We start from the raw sequence: 18695 nt of genomic DNA, 5'->3' as shown, positions 1-18695 counted from the left end.
ACCCGGTTCACACGGCCAGCCCTCACGCAAAAGTGGGACGAGCAGGCCGTGTGAAGTTGTTTACAGTGGGTCTCATGAAAATCACTGCCCTGTTCCTGAGTGCCGCGCTGAGCCTCAGCACCGCCGCGTCCGCCCTGACCCTCACGCCCGCGCAGGTGTACACCGTGCCCGGCGCGGACACGCAGTTCGCGGCGTTCCTGCCGGGCGGGCGTGTGGCCGTGAACGCCGACAACGGCATCCTGATCCTGGACTCGAAGCTGCGCACCACCACCGGCTTCTACAGCCTGCAGGGCAGCATCGAGGGGCTGGCAGTCAGTCCGGACGGCACGCGCGTGGCCGCCATGAACACCCGTCAGTGGACGGTGTGGGACGTGGCGACCGGCCGTGAGGTGCGCAGCGGCGAGACCGCGTACGACGCTACCCTGGCCTTCGACGCGCAGGGGGCCCTGCTGATGCTGAACGACGGGACCCTGACCCGCCTGGACCTGGGCACCGGCCGGCGCAGTGACCTGATGGGCGGCGGTGACCTCTACTCGGTGGCCGTCTCGCCCGACGGCACGCGGGCCGCGCTGGCCTTCGAGGACCGCGTGCAGTTCATGACCCTCGCCGACCGGAAGGTGCTGGCCGAGTCCCCGCTGACCGAGGAACCCGGCGTGCTGGGAGCCAGTTTCAGCCCGGACGGGCAGGCGGTCGCCGTCCGGACCGGCAGCGAGGCCCTGGTCCTGCGCGCCGGTCAGGCGCAGGCCGTGAGCCTGGAAGGGGGCGAGGACCTCGACCCGCAGGAGGACTCGCTGCTGTTCCTGAGCGACACGGACCTGCTGGCCGTGTCGTACGGCGAGGCGCAGCGCATCGACCCGCAGACCGGTCGGGCCAGCGGCGAGCCCTTCATGCTCGACGCGGACGGCCCACTGGTCACCGGCCCCGGCGGGGAACTGCTGACCCTGGGCGGTCAGGTGGCCCTGCTGGACCCGCAGGACCTGGAAGCGCCCGCCACGCAGGCGAACATCCTGCCGTCCAGTAACGCCTGGACCGGCGCGTTCGTCGGGAACGTGCCGCACGCGGGTCTGGGACGGTTCCTGAACCTGGGGTCCATGCAGGAACTGAAGGTGGGCGGCAGCGGACGCCTGGACACCTTCGTGGCGCAGGCGAACAACATCTGGACGCTGCGCGACCTGAACGTGGCCGTGCGGCGCGCTGGCGTGACCGTGAACGTCGCCACCCTGGACGAGGACGGCGAGTACGGCACCCTGCACGCCTCGCCGGACGGCACGTTCGCCGTCGCCAGCGGGTACTACGGCATGGCCCTCATGAACGCCACGACCGGCAAGCTGATCCGCAAGGTCACGGCCAAGCAACTGAACGTCGAGGACCTTCACGACGCCCTGCCCACCCCCGACGGCAAGGGCATCTACGTGATTCCGCACGAAGGCAACGTGTTCCGTTACGACGTGGCCACCGGCAAGCAGACCCTGGCCTTCGCGCTGCCCGCCGGGGCCGAAGCGACCGAATTCCAGCAGAGTGCCGGAGGCACGCTGGCCGTGGTGTACGTGGACGACAACGATGGGCGGCGCGTGGCCCTGCTGAAACCCGGCGCGACCACCGCCTTCAAGACCCTGAGCTTCCCGGACAGCGTCCGCGCGCTGAGTTTCAACCCGAACGGCAAGCAACTGGCCGTCCTGACCGGCGCGGCGCAGAACGCCCTGCAGATCTTCGACACGGGCACCGGGGCCCTGTTGACCCGCACCGGTCAGTTCAACACGTCCACCGGGCTGCTGGCGTGGTCGCAGAACGGTCAGCAGGTGATGGTCGGCTCCGGCCTGCTGGGCAAACCCGGCAGCGTCACGGTCTTCAACGTGAAGTAACGACGCACAGACCGCTCCGCCGCACCACCCGCCGGTTCACAGTCCGCCCCCAGAGGATCACTCTTCTGGGGGCGGACTGTGCAGCTGTGTGACTCGGGTAGATTCGGCGCCGCTGTCATACGGACTCCGTCCGTTCTGCTCCTCCTCTGCGGGGCAGCTCTACGAGTCGCGTCCGCTTCTATGAGTCGCGTCCGCTCGGATCCAGCGGCTTTGCAGGCCATTCAACCGGAGTCCGTATCAGTTCAGCATGCGGCCGCCGCTGCCGCCCTTCTCGGCCATCAGCGCCTCGGCGCGGCGCATGTGCTCGATCAGCGTGCCGTGCCAGTCGTCACTTTCCGGCGTGTGGGTCAGGGCCTGCTGCGCGTGGGCGTAGGCGGCGGCGGGGTCCGGGAAGCCCTGCTGGGCCATCACGTCGGTGGCCATCTGGTGCGCGGCGATCCAGTCGCGGCTGTCGGGGGCGGCCTCGCGGATCACGCGCTGGTAGTGTTCGAGCGCCTCGTCCAGCTGGAAGTAATCCAGGGCGACGCTGCCCAGCACCAGACTGGCGGGCACCACGGCCCCCTGCGCCAGGGCCTGCTCGGCCGCCAGTTGCGCTTCCTGCAGGCGGCCCAGGCGGTAATCGCATTCGGCCACGTCGGCCAGGACCTCGGGCAGGTAGGGGTACTCGGGTTCGTTCAGGACCGCCTCGAGTTTCTCGCGGGCCTCGACGGGCCGGTCGAGGTCCAGCAGGGCCACGCCCAGTTCGTGGTTGGCGTAGGGGCGGTCCGTTTCGGTCGCCAGGGCCAGCGCCGTCTCGAAGGCGGTGATGGCCTGCTCCTGCTGGCCCAGGTGGGTCAGGACCTGACCGCGCACCAGGGCCACGCCGTAACTGGGGTCGCCGTACTGCGCTTCCAGGCGGGCGGCCTCGCGGATCATGTCGTGCGCCGTGTCGGGCTGCCCGAGGTTCAGGAGAGTCTGGGCGCGCAGGTAGTGCCAGGTGGCGAGGTTCAGGCTGAGTTCTTCCAGATCGTCCTGCGGGGGATGCGCGGGGTACAGGGGACGGGCCTGGTTCAGCGCGGCGTTCGCGGCTTCCGACTGGCCTTCTTGCAGCAGCAGCGCCGCCTGTTCCTGAAGCATCACGGCGCGGTTCAGGCCCTCGGCGTGGTGCGCGGCCTCGGCGTACAGGTTGACGGCCTCGGTCGTCTGGCCCAGTTGCTCGTGCGCGTCGGCCTCCCAGGACCGCAGCCGCCAGCGCAGGTGCACAGGCAGATCCGCGATGGGAAGGTGCAGGTCCAGCGCCTCCTGCGGTTTCTCGGCCAGGGCCAGGGCGCACATGGCGTGAAAGCGGGCCAGCGGGTCGGCAGCGTCCCGCACGGCCTGCGCGGGCGCGGTGGCGTCCGGGCCGTGGGTGCGGGCGTCGAGTTCCGCGATCAGCGCGAGGTGCAGCGGGTCGGCGCGCACGGCCGGGTCGAGGGTGCGGGCCTCGCGCAGCGCCGCGCCGATCTCGGCGAGGGCCGAGTCGCCGTACAGGGCGTGCACGCTGCCCAGGTACAGGGCCAGCCGGGCGCGTTCGGGTTTGCGGGCTTCCTGCATGGCGGCCTCCAGGATGGAAAAGGCCGCGTCGTAGTCGCCGCCCGCGAGTGCCGCGCAGACTTGCTGCCAGGTGGTGGCCACGTCAATCATTCTTCCTCAGGATAGCGCGGCCGGTCATGCTTTGGGTGGTTGCGGGCCAGGGCGCGGCGTGATGAGGTGAGGGCCATGACACGCAGCGGACAGACGGGCAGACGGTGGAACGGGTGGGCGGTGCTGGCCGGTGTGCTGGCGCTGGTGTGGTTCGCGGGACTGGGCCTGCTGGGCTGGCGGGCGCTGGGTGGTGCGGGCAGCAGTGTCAGCGGGGCGGCGTTCCAGGAGTTGGTGGCGGACGGGCGGATCGAGCGGGTGGTCATGCGGGATGGAGGGAACGTTCAGGCGTGGCTGCGCGGCGGTCAGCGGGTACGGGTGCGCCTGCCGGACAGTGCGGTGATGCCGGACGGTGCGCTGGCCGCGCAACTGGAGGCGCAGAACGTGGACCTGCGCTTCGAGGGGCGCGGCCAGTGGCTCGGGATTGCGCTGAACTTCCTGCCGGTGGCGCTGTTTCTGGCGGTGTGGGTGGGCGTGCCGCTGGGTCTGCTGGCGCTGGGGGTAGCGTGGCGACGCAGTGGCCAGGGGGCACGGGCAAAGGTTGCCGAAGGCTAAAGCGCAGGTGAGGAAGGCTGTGAAATCGGGACAATTTCATACACCTTGAGTCTGGTACACTCAACTTCAGTGGGGCCAAGGGTGCCCCGAACGCCCCATTCACTCCCCCGGAGGACTGTTCTTGAAACGGCTCAATCCCTGGCTGATCGTTCTGTTCGTACTGGCCCTGTTCCTGATGTTCTCGCAGGCACCCATAAGCGGAAGAACCAGCGTGAACTACAACGAATTCAAAGCCCTGCTGGAGCAGGACAAGGTCTCCCAGGTGATCGTGCGTGAGAACACCGCCACCGTCACCCTCAAGGAATCCACCCGGATTCCGCTGCCCACCCCGGCCGGTCAGCAACCCCGCACGACCGACACCCGGTCGTTCACGGTGCGTCTGCCCAGCAGCGTGGCCACGCCCGACAGCGGCCTGATCACGCAGCTGGAGCAGCGGAACGTGGACCTGCGCTTCGAGCAGCCCAGCCAGTGGCTCGGGATTCTGCTGAACTTCCTGCCCATCATCCTGCTGTTCGGCATGATGTACTTCTTCTTCATGCGCTCGCAGGGCGGCCAGAACGGCGTCATGCAGTTCGGGCAGAGCAAGGCCAAGAAGTACGGCAAGGAAAACCGCGTGCAGACCAAGTTCACGGACGTGGCCGGTCACGAGGAAGCCAAGCGGGAACTGATCGAGGTCGTGGATTTCCTGAAGAACCCCGCCAAGTACCACCAGATCGGCGCGGAAATCCCCAAGGGCGTGCTGCTGGTCGGCCCTCCCGGCACCGGTAAGACGCTGCTGGCCCGCGCCATCGCCGGCGAGGCCGACGTGCCGTTCTTCTCGGTCAGTGCCAGCGAATTCATGGAAATGTTCGTGGGCGTCGGCGCGAGCCGCGTACGCACCCTGTTCGAGGACGCCCGCAAGAGTGCGCCCGCGATCATGTTCATCGACGAGATCGACTCCATCGGCCGTAAGCGCGGCGCAGGCATCGGCGGCGGTCACGACGAGCGCGAGCAGACCCTCAACCAGATCCTCTCGGAAATGGACGGCTTCGACAAGGCCAGCAGCGTGATCGTGCTGGGCGCCACCAACCGCCCGGACGTGCTGGACCCCGCACTGCTGCGCCCCGGCCGCTTCGACCGTCAGGTGACCATCGACCTGCCGAACCTCAAGGAGCGCGAGGCGATCCTGAAGGTGCACCTGCGCAACAAGCCCATCGGCAGCGGCGTGGACGTGAACGAGATCGCCAAGAGCACCCCGTACTTCAGCGGCGCGGACCTCAAGAACGTCACGAACGAGGCGGCGCTCGAAGCGGCCCGCATCGGCAAGACCGTGATCGACATGAGCGACTTCTACCGCGCGCTCGACAAGATCACCCTGGGCCTCGAGAACGGCAGCCTGACCATCAGCGACTCCGAGAAGCGCGCCATCGCCTTCCACGAGGCCGGGCACGCCGTGACCGCCGCCGTGATCCCCGGCAGCGACAAGCTCCAGAAGGTCAGCATCATCCCGCGTGGCCGGGCGCTGGGCGCCGCGTTCTACCTGCCCGAAGAGCAGGTGCTGATGAGCAAGGAACGCCTGGAGAACCAGCTGATCGTGGCGCTGGGTGGCCGCGCCGCCGAGGAAGTCTTCATGGGCAGCGTGACCAGTGGCGCCGCCGACGACTTCCGCAAGGCGACGAACATCGCCCGCAAGATGGTCCTGGAGTGGGGCATGGGCGAGAACTTCAAGAACATGGCCCTCACCACCGACAGCGGCCCCGTCTTCCTGGGCGAGGACATGGCCAAGCCCAAGGCGTTCAGCGAGCACACCAGCCAGCTGGTCGACGAGGACGTCAAGCGCATCCTGACCCGCGCCTTCGAGCGCTCGCGTGAGATCATCACCGAGTACAGCGCCGCCATGCACGAGGTCGCCGAGGCCCTGCTGTCTCAGGAACTCATCACGGGTGACGTGGTGCGCGAGGCGGTGGCCCGCGTGAACGGGGCGCCGCAGCCCATGCCGGAACTGGCGAAACTGCCTCCTGCCTGAGCTTTCCCGACCGTCCGGCCCCCCTCCACTGCGAGGGGGGCTGTTCTGTTGCGTGTGTGGCGACTGGTTCTGTGCGCGCCCGGTTCTGTGCGGCGCAGCAGACGGCAGGATTGAACCCGGCGGCGGCGCGGCCCGTATGGTAGGTATGACCCTGGTCATGGCCGACTCCCGCTCCCACCCCGCACGGTCCGCTCCGCAGCCAGCGGACGCGGACGCGTCGCCTGTGCTGCCAGGGCCGGCCGCCGCGGACGACGCGGTGCTGGCTGCCCGGCTGGCGCGGCGGGACGAGGCGGCGCTGGCCGAGGCGTACGACCGGCACGCCGGCGCGGTGCTGGGCGTGCTGAGTCGCCTGCTGGACCAGGGAACGGCGCAGGAGGTCACGCAGGACGTGTTCCTGCGCCTGTGGGACCGGCCGGAGGCGTTCGATCCGGCGCGGGCGGGCCTGCGGGCGTACCTGCTGGTCATGGCGCGCTCGCGGGCGCTGGACCGGCTGCGGGCGGCGCGCGCCACCGTGCCGCTGCACACCGAGGACGGCGAGGAGCGCCCCCTGGCGGACGGGCGGCCCGGCCCGGAGGGCCGCAGCGAGGAACGGGCGCAGCGAGATCAGGTGCGCGCGGCGCTGTCGGGCCTGTCGGACACGCACCGCGAGACGGTCGAGCGGGCGTACCTGCGCGCCGAATCCCGCGAGGAGATCGCACTGGCGATGGGGGTGCCGGTCGGCACGGTGAAAAGCCGCCTGAGTTACGCACTGAAGCACCTGAAAACGCAGCTGGGCAAGGAGGGCGGAGCGTGGCTGGACTGATGAACTGCGGCGACCTGACCGGACGCCTGGAACGGCACGTGCAGTTAGGCGTGCCCCTGAGTGACGGCGAGCAGGCGCACCTGCGGGAGTGCCCGGACTGCCGCGCGGACCTGGCGTTCCTGCGCGACCTGCAACTGGCGCTGCTGGAAGACGTGCCCGAGGTGGCCCCGCCGCCCGGACTGCGGGCCGCGATCCTGGCGCAGGCGAGCGCGGCCCGGCCGCCGCTCGCGGACCCGGTGCCTGTCCCTGACCGGCCGACTGCCCGCCCTGCGCGCCGCTGGTGGCCCGCCGCGCTGAGCGCCGCCGCCGTGGTGACGGGCGTGCTGGCCTCGCTGGCGTTCCTGAACCCGTCCAGTGGCGTGGCGGGCGTCCTGCCGGACCCGGCGGTGGTCGTCAGTACCGGCCGGGACGTGCTGGTCGCCAGTAACGACCGGGGCGGCACGCTGACCGTGCTGCGCGGCGACCACGTGCAGGCCAGCCTGACGGTAGGCGGCACGCAGACGCCCTGGTTCACCGAGGGCGTGCGCCTGGGGGGCCGGGTGTTCCTGGCGGACGCCGCGAACGACCGCGTGCTGGAAGTGCAGACCGCGCCGCTTCAGGTGCGCCGCTCGTACGCCGTGCCGGACGGCGTGGCGGGGCTGAGCGCCGTCAGCGGTCCCGGCGGGGCGCGGGTGTACTTCAAGGGCGTGCGCGGCGAGGTGGGCGTGCTGGGCGGCGCGCAGGTCACGCTGGCCCGCGAGGACGGCATGCCGCTGGCGGACGTGATGGACGGCGTGCTGATGCTGGGCGGGCAACTGTTCGTCACGCACCGCCTGAGCGGCGAACTGTGCAGCCTGAATCCGGACACGCTGGCCGTGCAGCGCCGCGTGATCCTGGGCGGCATGCCCGTGGCGCTCGACACGTACCAGGGTGACCTGCTGGTGCTGGACGTGAACGGACGGCTGCTGCGAGTCACCCTGGCCGGTCGGGTCGTGCAGACCTGGGCGGTGCCGGGCCACCCGGACAAGTTCAGTGTGAACGACACCACCGCCGTCCTGAGCGACCGCGCGGGCATGATGACCCGCGTGCCCCTGACGGGCGGCCCGGTCTCGCAGGTGCCCATGACGCACCCGATGGACGTGGCGACCCTGCCCGACGGGACCTTCGCGGTGGCCGGGGGCGGCCAGGGCCTGCGCGTGCTGGACTCGGGCCTGCACACCACCCTGAACCTGAACGCCGCCGGTCAGTCCCGCTGACCGTCCGGCCCCGTTGAACCTTCCGCCCCGCCCGCCCGTACCCTGACTGGAGGTCCCACCATGAACCGTACCCGCACCCTGCTGTCTGCCGCCCTGATCGCCACCACCCTCGCCACCGTGAACGCACCCGGCTTGGCCGCCACCAAGGCGGCCGCGCCCGCCAGTGAGCGGTACGTGCCGTACAGCAAACTGGCCTTCGACGCCGCGCAGGGCACCCAGCGCGTCCTGTTCTTCGCGGCGTCGTGGTGCCCGAACTGCCGCGCCGCCGACGCCGACATCACCCGGAACCTCGGGAAGATCCCGGCGAACGTGACCATCTTCAAAACAGACTACGACCGGGAAGGCGCGCTGAAGAAGATGTACGGCATCACGTACCAGCACACCTTCGTGCTGGTGGACAGGGACGGCAAGGCCCTGAAGAAATGGGCGGGCGGGAAGCTCGATCAGATTCTCGCGAACACCCGGAAGTAAGCCGTGCTGCTGCTGCTCGTCGCGTTCCTGGGGGGACTGCTGACGGTCCTGTCCCCGTGCGTGCTGCCGGTGCTGCCCGTGCTGCTGTCCGGCACGGTCGGCGGGCGCGCGCGGCCCGCCGGGATCATCACCGGGTTCATCGGGTCGTTCGTGCTGCTCACGCTGTTCCTGGCGAGCGTGGTGAGCGCCCTGAACCTCAGCCCGGACGTGATCCGCTACGGAGCGGTGGCGCTGCTGCTGACCTTCGGCCTGACGCTGGCCGTGCCGTGGCTGCAACACCGCTTTGAGCTGGCCATGAGCCGCGCCCTGCCGCAGCGCCGCCCCGGTGACCGGGATGGCTTCCTGGGTGGCGTGCTGGTCGGCGTGACGCTGGGCGTCGTGTGGACCCCCTGCGTCGGCCCGATCCTGGCAAGCGTGACCACCCTGGCCCTGAGCGGGCAGGTGACAGGCTTCGCGTTCGCCGCGACCCTCGCGTACGCCGTGGGGGTGGCCGTGCCCATGCTGGGCGTGATGCTGGGCGGCCGGCGGCTGCTGCACCGCCCGGCGCTGCTGGGCCGCCTGGGAGAGCTGCAACAGGTGTTCGGCGCGGTGCTGGTGGTGTTCGCGGTGGGCATGGTGTTCGGCGTGGACCGGCAGGTGCAGACCCTGCTGGTCGACCGCCTGCCCGCCCTGCAACAACTGACCTTCCTGGAGGAGACGGACGCCGTGCAGCGGCAGTTGCAGCAGCAGGTGCCCTGACGGCCCCGCAGACGGAGTTCAGGTGTGAAGGCCCCCTCCGGTAAGGCAGGGGGCCTTCGACTGACGGGGCCACCGAACGGGGCCGTCTACTCGCGCCAGATGCTCCAGTGGTCATCCAGGGCGTCCATCTGCTCCGGGGTGCGCCCACCCTGGCGCAGCAGGCTCATGACCTGCCCACGGTGGTGGCTGTCGTGCACGATGGTGTGCATCAGGAAGTGCGCCGGGTCGCTGCGGTACGTGCCCTCGTTCCAGGGGTCCGCGAAGGGCTCCCCGGACGCACGGTGCGCCTGCACGGCGGCGATGGCAGCGGCGTCCCCGGCAGCCAGGGCCTCCGGCAGAGCCGTGGCGGGCGCGTTTGCCCAGCGCCACTGCGGGTCGCCGTCCGCGTCCAGTTCGTCCGGGTTCAGTAGGGGCATGGCGTGGTCGCGGCTCATGTTCCACAGCCAGCCCACCCGGAACGTGGCCATGTGCCGCAGGTGCCGCTCGACCGTCCAGCCGCCCCGGCCGTCGCTCAGGTCGAAGTCCGGGGTGGTCAGGGCAACCAGCAGCGCGTCGTTCACGCGGGCGTTACGGCGGAAGGATTCGAGCAGCAGGGTCAGGTCGGGCGTCTGGTGGGTCATGGGGCCTCCGGGAAACGGGGAAAGGTCTGTGGGGTGGTCCTGCCCAGCATGACACCCGGGGCCAGCGCTGTCAGGGAAGCTGGCAGCGGATGCGTGGCGCGGGCCGCTGCGGCGCGGGGTTCAGCGGTGGCAGCCAGATGGGCGCCAGGGCCGTCTGGGGGCGCGGGGGGATGGGAGCAGGAGTCATGCGTCCTCCGGAAGTGGGTTCACGAAGGGGGCGGCGGACCGACCGGTCTCCAGCGCCGGGAGGTAGAACAGCAGGTCCAGCTGCGGGGGTTTAATTCCCTGGGTGCGCAGCAGCGCGGCGATCTGCGCGGTGTGCCTCACCTCGTGCAGCAGGACGTGCCAGATCAGGCCTTCCAGGGTGAACTGGCGGTGTCCCTCGGGCCAGTCGTCCAGCGTGACGGTGCGGGTCAGGTCGGCGCCTTGCAGGTCACCCAGGTACGCGCGGGTGCCCAGCTCCACGGCGGCCCAGTAAGCCTCGATGGCACTCAGGCTGAGGGTCGTACCGGGGCCGGCCGGAAGCGAGAACACCTCCGGGAAACCCTCCTGCAGCATCGGCAGGCCCTGGAAGTCCCCGTGAATCCAGCCGTCCTCGACCTCGGCGGTGTGCAGAAGCAGGTCCAGGATGGAGTGGAAGCGTTCGCCGCGCAGCAGGGGCGCGCGCAGCACCCCGTCCGGCGTGGCGTGCAGCGTGGTCAGCAGGTCGCGCCGGGCGCGGGTCAGGTGGTCGTACAGCGTGGCTGGGTTCACGGCACTCAGCGCTCGTAGAAGGCGGGGGGCTCGGTACCCAGTGCACGCAGATAGACGTACCCCTGCGCGCGGTGGTGGATCTCGTTGTCCACGGCGTAGATCGCGGCGACCCAGCCGGGCATCTCGCCCCACGGCAGCGCGTGCACCCGGGTGAAGAAGGCAGAGTCAGTGTGGGGGCCGTGCTCGGCGAGGTCGGCGCTGACAGCGTCCCAGGCGGCCAGTAGGTCGGCCTTCGTGCCAGGGCCGGTCGTCCAGTCGGGTTCGGGCCACTCGCCGCTGCGCAGGGCGGTGACGGTCATGGCGTCCACGAGGTGGATCTCGGTGGCCTGCACGCCGAAGGGCCGCATGCCGCCCAGGCTGAAGCTGAAGAGTTGATCTTCCGGGAAGGTCTCGATGACGCGGCGGGTCAGGGCGCGGTGGCCCTGCCAGTGGATGATGAAGTCGGGGATGGACATGACAGCGGCGGCAGACACGGGATCGGGTACGGTCATGAGTGAAACCTCCTGGGGTTGAATCTGTATACAGCATAATCCAGATTCCCGTCAGAACGTGACGCTTATTCCGATTAGACTCAGGACATGTACGACCCAAGCATGCGGGTGCTGACCGTGCTGGAACTCCTCCAGGCCCACGAGGAGGTCAGCGGCGCGGAACTCGCCCGCCGGCTGGAAGTCAGTGCGCGCACCGTGCAGCGCTACGTGGCGCGGCTTCAGGATCTCGGGATTCCCGTCGAGGGCCGCCGGGGTGTGGGCGGCGCGTACCGCCTGAAACCCGGCTTCCGCCTGCCGCCCCTGATGTTCACGCCCGAGGAGGCGCTGGCTGCCGCGCTGGGCCTGCGCACCCTGCGTCACCTGGGCCTGCACGCCCTGGCCCCCGCCGCCGGGGCCGCCGCCGCGAAACTGGCCCGTACGCTGCCGGCCGCGCTGCGCGCCGACGTGCAGGCCCTGGAGGACGGCGTGCAGATGGAGACCTCGCCGTGGGTGGTCAGCACCGACGCGCACCTGCTGGCCGCGCTGCTGCGCGCCGTGCGCGACGGCCGCCGGGTGGCCTTCACGTACGCCGCGCCGGACGTGCCCCCCACGCCCCGGCAGGCGGACGTGTACCGCGTGGTGCACCTGGACGGCCGCTGGTACGCCGCCGCGCACTGCCACCTGCGCGGCGCGCTGCGGTCGTTCCGGCTGGACCGCATGAGCGACCTGACCGTCTGCCCGCAGAGCTTCACGCCCCCCACGGACTTCGACGCGGCGGCGTTCCTGCACGCGGCGCGGCAGGCCCCCGCCGCCTTCGACGTGAGCGTGTGGCTGGACTGCCCACCCGGGGACCTGCGCGGCCGGGTGTCCGTGTGGGGTGCGGAGCTGCGCGCCGAGGGTCGGGGCACCCGCCTGACCACCCGCCGGGACTCGCTGGGCAGTTTCGCGGCGTTCCTGCTGGGCCTGGACTGCCCGTTCCGGGTGGACAGCCCGCCACAGCTGCACGCCGAGTTCCGGCGGCTCGCGCAGCGCTGCGAGGCGCAACTTGCGTACACTGGGGCATGACCAGGCCAACCCAGGAGGACCTCGCGCAGGGCCGGGCGTACACCGCGCCGGGCGTCACCGTGTACTACGACGCGCGGCGCTGCCTGCACGTCGCCAACTGCGTAAAGGGTCTGCCGGACGTGTTCGATACGGCCCGCCGGCCCTGGATTCAACCCGCCAACGCCGGGGCGCAGGCGGTCGCGGCGGTCGTGCGCACCTGCCCGACCGGGGCGCTGCACTACGCCCTGCACGACCAGCCTGACCAGCACGAACAGGAGGCCGAGATGCCGCAGGAACCCACCACCGTCACCCCCACGCCCGACGGGCCGCTGATGATCCGGGGCAACCTCGTGATCGAAACGCCGCAGGGCGAGCAGCGGGAAGTCCGCGCCGCGCTGTGCCGCTGCGGGCAGAGCAGCAACAAACCGTACTGCGACGGCACGCACGCGAAAGTCGACTGGAAAAGCGCGCCCGATCCCTCGTAGCGCGGCGGGACAGAATTCCGCGCGGCAGCCGTAAACTACGCTATGACTGCCTCAACGCTGAATGCCGTGAACATTCCCGACCTGATCCGCAAGAAACGCGACGGCGAAACCCACACCAAACAGGAACTGGAAACCCTGGTGCTGGGTTACACGCGCGGCGACGTGCCGGACTACCAGATGAGCGCGTGGCTGATGGCCGTGTTCCTGCGCGGCATGGCCGAACAGGAAACGGCCGACCTGACCATGGTCATGGCCGAGAGCGGCGACCTGATGAACCTCGGGGACCTGCCCCGTACCGTGGATAAGCACTCCACGGGCGGCGTGGGCGACAAGACCAGCCTGATCCTGACGCCCATGCTGGCCGCGCTGGGCCAGACGGTCGCCAAGATGAGCGGGCGCGGCCTGGCGCACACCGGCGGCACCATCGACAAACTGGAGAGCATTCCCGGCTGGACCAGCGAACTCGACGAGGACCACTTCATCGCGCAGGCCCGCGAGATCGGCCTGGCACTCGTCGGGCAGAGCCGTGACCTTGCCCCGGCCGACGGGAAACTGTATGCCCTGCGCGACGTGACCGCCACCGTGGACTGCCTGCCCCTGATCGCCAGTTCGATCATGAGCAAGAAACTCGCGTCGGGCGCGCACACGGTCGTGCTGGACGTGAAGGTGGGCGCCGGGGCGTTCATGCGCACCCTGGATGCCGGGCGCGGACTGGCCCGCGCGATGGTGGACATCGGTAACCGCGCCGGGCGGCAGGTGCGCGCCGTCCTGACCGACATGGACACCCCGCTGGGCCACATGGCCGGCAACAGCCTGGAGGTGCTGGAGGCCCTGGCGACCCTGCGCGGCGAGGGCCCGCAGGACCTGACGGACCTGTGCGTGGCGCTGGCCGTCGAGGCGCTGGCCGCCCAGGGTGAGGACGAGGCGCAGGCGCGCGAGCGGGCGCTGGCCACCCTGCACGACGGGTCGGCCCTGGCGAAATTCCGGGCGTTCGTGGCCGCGCAGGGCGGAGACGCGACCTACGTGGACGACGTGACCAAGTTCGACGTGGCCCCGGGCCGCGCCGACGTGACCGCCACCGAATCCGGCTTCGTGGCGGGCATCGACGCGCTGAGCGTCGGGCGCGCCGTGCTGGCCCTCGGCGGCGGACGCGAACGCAAGGGCGAGGCCATCGATCACGGCGTGGGCGTGGAACTGCTACGCAAGCCTGGCGAGGCCGTGCAGGCCGGCGAAAGCGTGATCCGCATCTACCACAGAGGCGCCCGTGGCCTGGAAGTCGCGCAGCGCCTGCTGGCCGAGGGACTCAGCGTCAGCGCGCAGGCTCCTGCGCCGGAGCCGCTGATCCTTGACCGCGTGTTCTGAACGACGTTGAAAGTCGATGGTTGATAGAGGGGTCTCCCTTCCATCAACCATCAACTTTTGACCATCACCCCTCTACGGAACGCGCAGGGCCTTGCAGTTCTCGCCGGGCGGGGTTTCCGGGGCGTCGCTGGCGACCACGACGCGCTCGCCCACGGCGACGAAGCCCCGGCAGCGGGCCAGGGCGCGCAGGTAGGTGGGGTCCTGGTGGGCTTTCACGGCGTCCTGAAGGACACGCACGTCCTGTTCCAGGGTGGCGGTGCGGGCCAGGGTCTCGCGGGTCTGGGCGCTCCAGGTGACGCTGCGGTACGCCGAGTTGACCAGCTGGAAGCTCAGTTGCACGATGCCCAGTCCGGCCAGCAGACTGGCGATCATCATGGTCAGCGGCAGGCGTTGCAGGCGCTGAAAACGCCGTTCGGTTCGCTGCCACCACGTCGCCCGGGCCGGCGGCACGGGGGGAGGCGGAAGGTCGGTCACGCCTGCCAGCATAGCGGGCGGCGCGCCCGGTTGGATGGGTGATACGGATTCCGTTTGTTTCGTCGACAGATCGGAAGACCACCGATCTGTCAACTCCACGTCCGGAACCCGCTTCGGCTCCTACTCGCTCCGCTCGGATTGAACGGCTTTGCAAGCCATTCAATCGGAGTCCGTATGAGTGTGAGTTGCGTGGGGGGCGGCGCACCCGGCAGGACAGGGCGCTCTACACTGGGAGCATGACGGTTTCTACTGACGCGGTCCCGGCGGGCGCGGCCTCCCCCACGCGCATTCCCGCGCTGAACTGGGGCGACGCGCACCGCACGACCATCCAGTTGCGGTACGGCGACCTGGACGCCATGGGGCACGTGAACAACGCCCGGTACGCCGAGTTTCTGGAGGTGGCGCGCATGGACCTGTCACGCGCGCTTGAGGTGCGGGACGCCGATGACCGGTCGGTGCTGGCGCGGCTGGAACTGGATTACGTGCGGGATATCCGGCTGGGGCAGGAGGTCGTGATCGAGACGCTGATCGAGCGGGTGGGCCGCACCAGCTGGACGGGCGTGGCCCGCATCCTGGCGGACGGGGTGCCGTGTGCGTTCGCGCGGTCCGTGCAGGTGCGCGTGGACGATCAGGGGCTCCCGGCTGTGATTCCGCCGGGCTTCGCGGAGCGGATCGCGCCGGTGCTGGTGCGGGCGGCCACGCCGTGAGCGCCACGTACGAGGACCGGGTGCTGTACCAGGGGGACGTGTGGGTGCGGATCGATACCCTGCCGCGCATCATGGCGGAGGGCTGGCGGCGCAACCTGATGGACGGCGGGGTGGTCAGCGTGGTGCGCACGCCGTTCCAGTGGTCGATGGGTAGTCCCGTGATCGAGATCGAGACGGGCGGGTATCAGGGCGACGTGGGCCTGTACGTGCCCGAGGTGCAACTGGCCGAGGCGCTGGACCTGCTGGGCTTTGAACCCGAGTCCGGGGAGCCGGGACCAGACGGGCCGGAGTCAGACGGGAACGCCGCTGCCGTCCGCCCGGAGGGTCCGGACCGCTCAGGCACGTGAATTCTGTCGGCCCGCGACCTTAATTCCGGCCCTGGGCGGCGCGGTACAGTTGAAGGCGCAGAGCTGACCTTTCCCGTTTCCCCGTTCCGGCAGGCCGGAGCCGGACCTCACCGGGAGCCTCCACTGGAAGCGTTCCCAGCCGTGGGGTCAGCCCCGTCCCACCGCGATTTCACAGCAGACCCAGGAGCAAGCATGACCAACCCCTCCATTCCCGAACCCATCAGCATCGGCATCGACGTGGGCGGCACCAAGATCGCCAGCGGCGTCCTGCGCGGCGACGAACTGCTCGACGCGCACGTGATCCCCACCCCGGAAACCGGCTGGGAAACCGTACTGGACGCCATTGCCGGCGAGGTCCGCCGCCTTCAGGACCGCCACCCGGACGCCCGCCTGATCGGGGTGGGCATTCCGGGACCGCTGAACACCGACCGCACCCGCGTGAAGTTCGCGCCGAACATCTACGGCTTCACCGACGTGCCGCTGGTCGACGGCCTGCGCGACCGCCTCGCGCAGCGCGTGGTCCTGGAGAACGACGCCAAGGCCGCCGCGCTGGCCGAGGCGCACCTGGGCGCCGCGCGCGGCGCCGAGAGCAGCATCTACGTGACGGTCAGCACCGGCATCGGCGCGGGCATCGTCCTGAACGGCCGCATCTGGCGCGGGCGGCACGGCATTGCCGGTGAGATCGGGCACATCACGGCGCTGCCCGGCGGCCCGGTCAGCGGCGCGGGCCTGGACGGCGCGCTCGAGGCGGTCGCCAGCGGCACCGCCATCGCCCGCGACGCCAGCTTCGCCCTGAACCGCGACGTGAGCACCGCCGAGGCCTTCCAGCTGGCGCAGCAGGGCCACCCGGCCGCGCGGCGCGTGGTCGCGCAGGCCATGCGGCACATCGGCATCGCCCTGGCCGACCTGCAGAAGACCATCGACCCGGAGGTGTTCGTGCTGGGCGGCGGGGTCGCCAGCGTCGGGGATTACTTCTTCCATGGCGTGCAGGCCGCCGCCGACGAGTACGCGCAGGGCTTCGCGTCCGTCACGATCCGCCGCGCGCAGCTGGGCACGAACGCCGGCGTGATCGGCGCGGCCCTCGCGGCCCGGCACGGCTGAACCCATGACGCTCGTGGCGGCCGCCGGGGCCTTCGCGCGGCCGTTCTACGACGCGCCGGGTCGCGCTTACCACACCGCCGCGCACGTCCAGTCCCTGATCCGGGCGCTGGACGGGCGCGGCGTGCTCACGCCGGAACTGGAACTGGCGGCGTGGGGGCACGACCTGATCTACGACCCGCGCGCCGCCGACAACGAGGAACGCAGCGCGGACGTGTTCGGCGCGTGGCTGGCCGCACAGGGCGCCAGTGTGGACATGCAGGCGCAGGTGCGGGACCTGATTCTCGCCACGCGCCACACCGCGCCCCCGACCACGCGGGCCGAAGCCCTGTTCGTGGACGCCGACCTGGGCATCCTGGGTGCCGACCCCGACACCTTCGACGCCTACGACCGCGCCATCCGCGCCGAGTACGCGCACGTTCCGGAGGACGCCTACCGGGCGGGGCGGGCTGCCGTGCTGCACGGCTTCCTGAGCCGCGAGCGGCTGTACCTCACGCCGGAATTCGCGGCGCTGGACGCCCCGGCGCGCGTCAATCTGAGGCGGGCTCTGGAGAGGCTGGCGTAGATCCGGCCAGCCCTGGCAGTCCCAGTTCAGCCAGGATCTCGGTGGTGTGCTGGCCGGGTGTGGGCGGCGCGCGGCGCACCGGCAGGGCCTCGCCCCCAAAACGCCAGGGGGGGCTGGTCACGGTCGTCTCGCCCAGCGTGGGGTGCGGGACGGTCACGGCCACGCCGCGCGCCTGCACGTGCGGGTCCGCGAAGACCTCGGCCAGGTCGTTCACGGGGCCGCACGGCACGCCCGCACGTTCCAGGCGGTCCATGACCTCCTGCCGCGAATAGCGGGCCAGTCCGGGCAGCATCCGGGCGTCCAGGTCCGCGCGGTGCGTCACGCGGCCCTCGTTCGTGGCGAGGCGGGTGTCAGTGCCCAGATCCGTCAGGTCCAGCGCCTCGCAGAAGCGCCGCCACAGTGCGTCGTTCCCCACGGCAATGTTCACGAAACCGTCCGCGCAGGGGAACGTTCCGTACGGCACGATGGACCGGTGGTCGTTCCCGGTGGGAGTGGGCACCTCCCCCGTCGCCAGGAACCGGCCCACCTGTGAGCTGCCCAGTGCCACGACGCTCTCCAGCAGGTTCACGTCCACCCGCTCGCCGCGCCCCGTGCGTTCGCGGGCGTACAGCGCGGCCAGGATCGCCTGCGTGACCAGCGACCCGGCGAACACGTCGGCCACGGCCACGCCCACCCGCAGGGGCGGCCCGCCCGCCTCGCCGTTGTAACTCATCATGCCGCCCATGCCCTGCGCGATCACGTCGTACCCGGCCCGGTCGCGGTACGGGCCATCCAGGCCGAAGCCCGTGATGCTGGCGTAGATCAGGCGCGGATGGGCGGCGCTCAGGGCCTCCCAGCCCAGGCCCAGGCGCTCCAGCGTGCCGGGCCGGAAGTTCTCGATCAGCACGTCACTCCCGGCAATCAGGCGGCGCGCGGCCTCCAGACCGTCCGGGGCTTTCAGGTCCAGGGTCAGGCTGCGCTTGTTCCGGTTCACGCTCAGGAAGTAACTGCTCTCGCGGCCCTCCCCTCCCGCACCGTACTGAAAGGGCGGCCCCCAGGCGCGCGTGTCGTCCCCGCCCGGCGGCTCGACCTTGATCACGTCCGCGCCCAGGTCGCCCAGCAGCATGGTCGAGAACGGCCCCGTCAGCACCCGCGTGAAATCCGCGACGCGCACGCCGCTCAGGGGCAGGGTGGAAGGGGTCACGGGCACAGACCGGCGGGACAGGGCAGGAGCGTCAACATAGGAGTACCTCAGCAGGATCAGACGAGCGCAGCCGGAGGACAGCGGCGCAGCAAAAACAGGGTTGTGGTTGCCGCGCAGCATAGCGCGCCCACCCACTCATACGGATTCCGTCCGTTTCGTTAACAACCCGGAAGGGCACCGGTTGCCAACTCCACTCCCGAAGTCCGTTCTGCTCCTGCTCGCGTCCGCTCGGATTGAACAGCTTTGCAAGCCTTTCAATC

At 70.4% G+C, this 18695-nt stretch carries 20 protein-coding genes; 14 read left to right on the top strand and 6 right to left on the bottom strand.

Features of this window, described 5'->3' with window-relative positions; all coding sequences use genetic code 11:
• Positions 1 to 74: 74 nt before the first annotated feature.
• Positions 75 to 1862: a WD40 repeat domain-containing protein gene (locus M8445_RS05540; RefSeq protein WP_273990263.1), complete on the top strand. Its 1788-nt coding sequence runs from the start codon at positions 75 to 77 to the stop codon at positions 1860 to 1862.
• A gap of 237 nt (positions 1863 to 2099) precedes the next feature.
• Here M8445_RS05540 and M8445_RS05535 read toward each other — a convergent pair whose 3' ends face one another.
• On the bottom strand, positions 2100 to 3524 hold the full coding sequence (locus tag M8445_RS05535; protein WP_273990262.1) for a tetratricopeptide repeat protein: 1425 nt from the start codon (positions 3522 to 3524) through the stop codon (positions 2100 to 2102).
• 75 nt (positions 3525 to 3599) lie between these two features.
• On the opposite strand from M8445_RS05535, the gene M8445_RS05530 reads away from it, so the two are divergent.
• The 6 genes from M8445_RS05530 (at position 3600) to M8445_RS05505 (ending at position 9327) form a co-directional block, all read left to right on the top strand.
• Entirely contained in the window at positions 3600 to 4076 is a 477-nt protein-coding gene (locus M8445_RS05530) for a hypothetical protein (RefSeq protein ID WP_273990260.1), read from the top strand.
• Positions 4077 to 4197: 121 nt separating this feature from the next.
• Positions 4198 to 6081, top strand: coding sequence for an ATP-dependent zinc metalloprotease FtsH (gene ftsH, locus M8445_RS05525; RefSeq protein WP_273990258.1), 1884 nt, complete (start codon positions 4198 to 4200; stop codon positions 6079 to 6081).
• 223 nt (positions 6082 to 6304) lie between these two features.
• Positions 6305 to 6883, top strand: coding sequence for an RNA polymerase sigma factor (locus tag M8445_RS05520; protein ID WP_273990256.1), 579 nt, complete (start codon positions 6305 to 6307; stop codon positions 6881 to 6883).
• On the top strand, positions 6871 to 8118 hold the full coding sequence (locus M8445_RS05515) for a hypothetical protein (RefSeq protein WP_273990254.1): 1248 nt from the start codon (positions 6871 to 6873) through the stop codon (positions 8116 to 8118). Before M8445_RS05520 ends, M8445_RS05515 begins: the two co-directional genes overlap by 13 nt.
• A gap of 60 nt (positions 8119 to 8178) precedes the next feature.
• A complete protein-coding gene (locus tag M8445_RS05510) occupies positions 8179 to 8589 on the top strand; it encodes a peroxiredoxin family protein (RefSeq protein ID WP_273990253.1) in 411 nt (136 codons plus the stop codon).
• A 3-nt stretch (positions 8590 to 8592) separates the two neighbouring features.
• The gene (locus tag M8445_RS05505) at positions 8593 to 9327 is read left to right on the top strand and encodes a cytochrome c biogenesis CcdA family protein (RefSeq protein WP_273990252.1); all 735 of its coding nucleotides are present in this window, start codon (positions 8593 to 8595) and stop codon (positions 9325 to 9327) included.
• 86 nt (positions 9328 to 9413) lie between these two features.
• On the opposite strand, the gene M8445_RS05500 is transcribed toward M8445_RS05505, so the two are convergent.
• From M8445_RS05500 to M8445_RS05490, 3 genes are all read right to left on the bottom strand, one after another.
• The gene (locus M8445_RS05500) at positions 9414 to 9947 is read right to left on the bottom strand and encodes a DinB family protein (RefSeq protein WP_273990250.1); all 534 of its coding nucleotides are present in this window, start codon (positions 9945 to 9947) and stop codon (positions 9414 to 9416) included.
• A 183-nt stretch (positions 9948 to 10130) separates the two neighbouring features.
• Positions 10131 to 10700, bottom strand: coding sequence for a DinB family protein (locus M8445_RS05495; RefSeq protein WP_273990249.1), 570 nt, complete (start codon positions 10698 to 10700; stop codon positions 10131 to 10133).
• A 5-nt stretch (positions 10701 to 10705) separates the two neighbouring features.
• Positions 10706 to 11191 (bottom strand): DinB family protein, encoded by a 486-nt coding sequence (locus M8445_RS05490; protein ID WP_273990248.1) that lies wholly within the window; start codon positions 11189 to 11191, stop codon positions 10706 to 10708.
• An 87-nt stretch (positions 11192 to 11278) separates the two neighbouring features.
• Between M8445_RS05490 and M8445_RS05485 the strand changes: the two genes are divergently transcribed.
• From M8445_RS05485 to M8445_RS05475, 3 genes are read left to right on the top strand one after another with little or no spacing between them, the layout of a single operon-like run.
• Positions 11279 to 12235 (top strand): helix-turn-helix transcriptional regulator, encoded by a 957-nt coding sequence (locus M8445_RS05485; protein WP_273990247.1) that lies wholly within the window; start codon positions 11279 to 11281, stop codon positions 12233 to 12235.
• Positions 12232 to 12699 (top strand): (4Fe-4S)-binding protein, encoded by a 468-nt coding sequence (locus tag M8445_RS05480; protein ID WP_273990245.1) that lies wholly within the window; start codon positions 12232 to 12234, stop codon positions 12697 to 12699. Before M8445_RS05485 ends, M8445_RS05480 begins: the two co-directional genes overlap by 4 nt.
• A 42-nt stretch (positions 12700 to 12741) precedes the next feature.
• On the top strand, positions 12742 to 14061 hold the full coding sequence (locus tag M8445_RS05475; RefSeq protein WP_273990244.1) for a thymidine phosphorylase: 1320 nt from the start codon (positions 12742 to 12744) through the stop codon (positions 14059 to 14061).
• 72 nt (positions 14062 to 14133) lie between these two features.
• On the opposite strand, the gene M8445_RS05470 is transcribed toward M8445_RS05475, so the two are convergent.
• On the bottom strand, positions 14134 to 14535 hold the full coding sequence (locus M8445_RS05470) for a cell division protein FtsB (protein WP_273990243.1): 402 nt from the start codon (positions 14533 to 14535) through the stop codon (positions 14134 to 14136).
• Between the two features lie 236 nt (positions 14536 to 14771).
• Here M8445_RS05470 and M8445_RS05465 point away from each other — a divergent pair, with 236 nt between their 5' ends.
• The 4 genes from M8445_RS05465 (at position 14772) to M8445_RS05450 (ending at position 17252) form a co-directional block, all read left to right on the top strand.
• A complete protein-coding gene (locus M8445_RS05465; RefSeq protein WP_273990241.1) occupies positions 14772 to 15242 on the top strand; it encodes an acyl-CoA thioesterase in 471 nt (156 codons plus the stop codon).
• Positions 15239 to 15589, top strand: coding sequence for a hypothetical protein (locus M8445_RS05460; protein ID WP_273990239.1), 351 nt, complete (start codon positions 15239 to 15241; stop codon positions 15587 to 15589). Before M8445_RS05465 ends, M8445_RS05460 begins: the two co-directional genes overlap by 4 nt.
• A gap of 192 nt (positions 15590 to 15781) precedes the next feature.
• The gene (locus tag M8445_RS05455; protein WP_273990238.1) at positions 15782 to 16690 is read left to right on the top strand and encodes an ROK family protein; all 909 of its coding nucleotides are present in this window, start codon (positions 15782 to 15784) and stop codon (positions 16688 to 16690) included.
• A gap of 4 nt (positions 16691 to 16694) precedes the next feature.
• Positions 16695 to 17252 carry an HD domain-containing protein gene (locus M8445_RS05450; protein ID WP_273990237.1) on the top strand — a complete coding sequence of 186 codons (558 nt, stop codon included), beginning with the start codon at positions 16695 to 16697 and terminating at the stop codon, positions 17250 to 17252.
• Here the strand turns inward: M8445_RS05450 and M8445_RS05445 are convergent.
• Complete coding sequence (locus tag M8445_RS05445; RefSeq protein WP_273990233.1) at positions 17218 to 18435, bottom strand: CaiB/BaiF CoA transferase family protein; 1218 nt, start codon at positions 18433 to 18435, stop codon at positions 17218 to 17220. The genes M8445_RS05450 and M8445_RS05445 overlap by 35 nt on opposite strands.
• Between the last annotated feature and the right edge of the window lie 260 nt (positions 18436 to 18695).

This window comes from Deinococcus aquaticus, from assembly GCF_028622095.1.
GTDB classification, from domain to species: domain Bacteria; phylum Deinococcota; class Deinococci; order Deinococcales; family Deinococcaceae; genus Deinococcus; species Deinococcus aquaticus.
Note: the sequence above shows the minus strand (reverse complement) of the source record. Positions and strands in the feature narration are given on the sequence as shown.

Bases quoted from the DNA above. Each gene is read 5' to 3' on its own strand.
- M8445_RS05540 (WP_273990263.1), top strand. From the start codon at position 75: ATGAAAATCACTGCCCTGTTCCTGAGTGCCGCGCTGAGCCTCAGCACC.
- M8445_RS05535 (WP_273990262.1), bottom strand. From the start codon at position 3,524: ATGATTGACGTGGCCACCACCTGGCAGCAAGTCTGCGCGGCACTCGCG.
- M8445_RS05530 (WP_273990260.1), top strand. From the start codon at position 3,600: ATGACACGCAGCGGACAGACGGGCAGACGGTGGAACGGGTGGGCGGTG.
- M8445_RS05510 (WP_273990253.1), top strand. From the start codon at position 8,179: ATGAACCGTACCCGCACCCTGCTGTCTGCCGCCCTGATCGCCACCACC.
- M8445_RS05500 (WP_273990250.1), bottom strand. From the start codon at position 9,947: ATGACCCACCAGACGCCCGACCTGACCCTGCTGCTCGAATCCTTCCGC.
- M8445_RS05490 (WP_273990248.1), bottom strand. From the start codon at position 11,191: ATGACCGTACCCGATCCCGTGTCTGCCGCCGCTGTCATGTCCATCCCC.
- M8445_RS05485 (WP_273990247.1), top strand. From the start codon at position 11,279: ATGTACGACCCAAGCATGCGGGTGCTGACCGTGCTGGAACTCCTCCAG.
- M8445_RS05480 (WP_273990245.1), top strand. From the start codon at position 12,232: ATGACCAGGCCAACCCAGGAGGACCTCGCGCAGGGCCGGGCGTACACC.
- M8445_RS05475 (WP_273990244.1), top strand. From the start codon at position 12,742: ATGACTGCCTCAACGCTGAATGCCGTGAACATTCCCGACCTGATCCGC.
- M8445_RS05465 (WP_273990241.1), top strand. From the start codon at position 14,772: ATGACGGTTTCTACTGACGCGGTCCCGGCGGGCGCGGCCTCCCCCACG.
- M8445_RS05455 (WP_273990238.1), top strand. From the start codon at position 15,782: ATGACCAACCCCTCCATTCCCGAACCCATCAGCATCGGCATCGACGTG.
- M8445_RS05450 (WP_273990237.1), top strand. From the start codon at position 16,695: ATGACGCTCGTGGCGGCCGCCGGGGCCTTCGCGCGGCCGTTCTACGAC.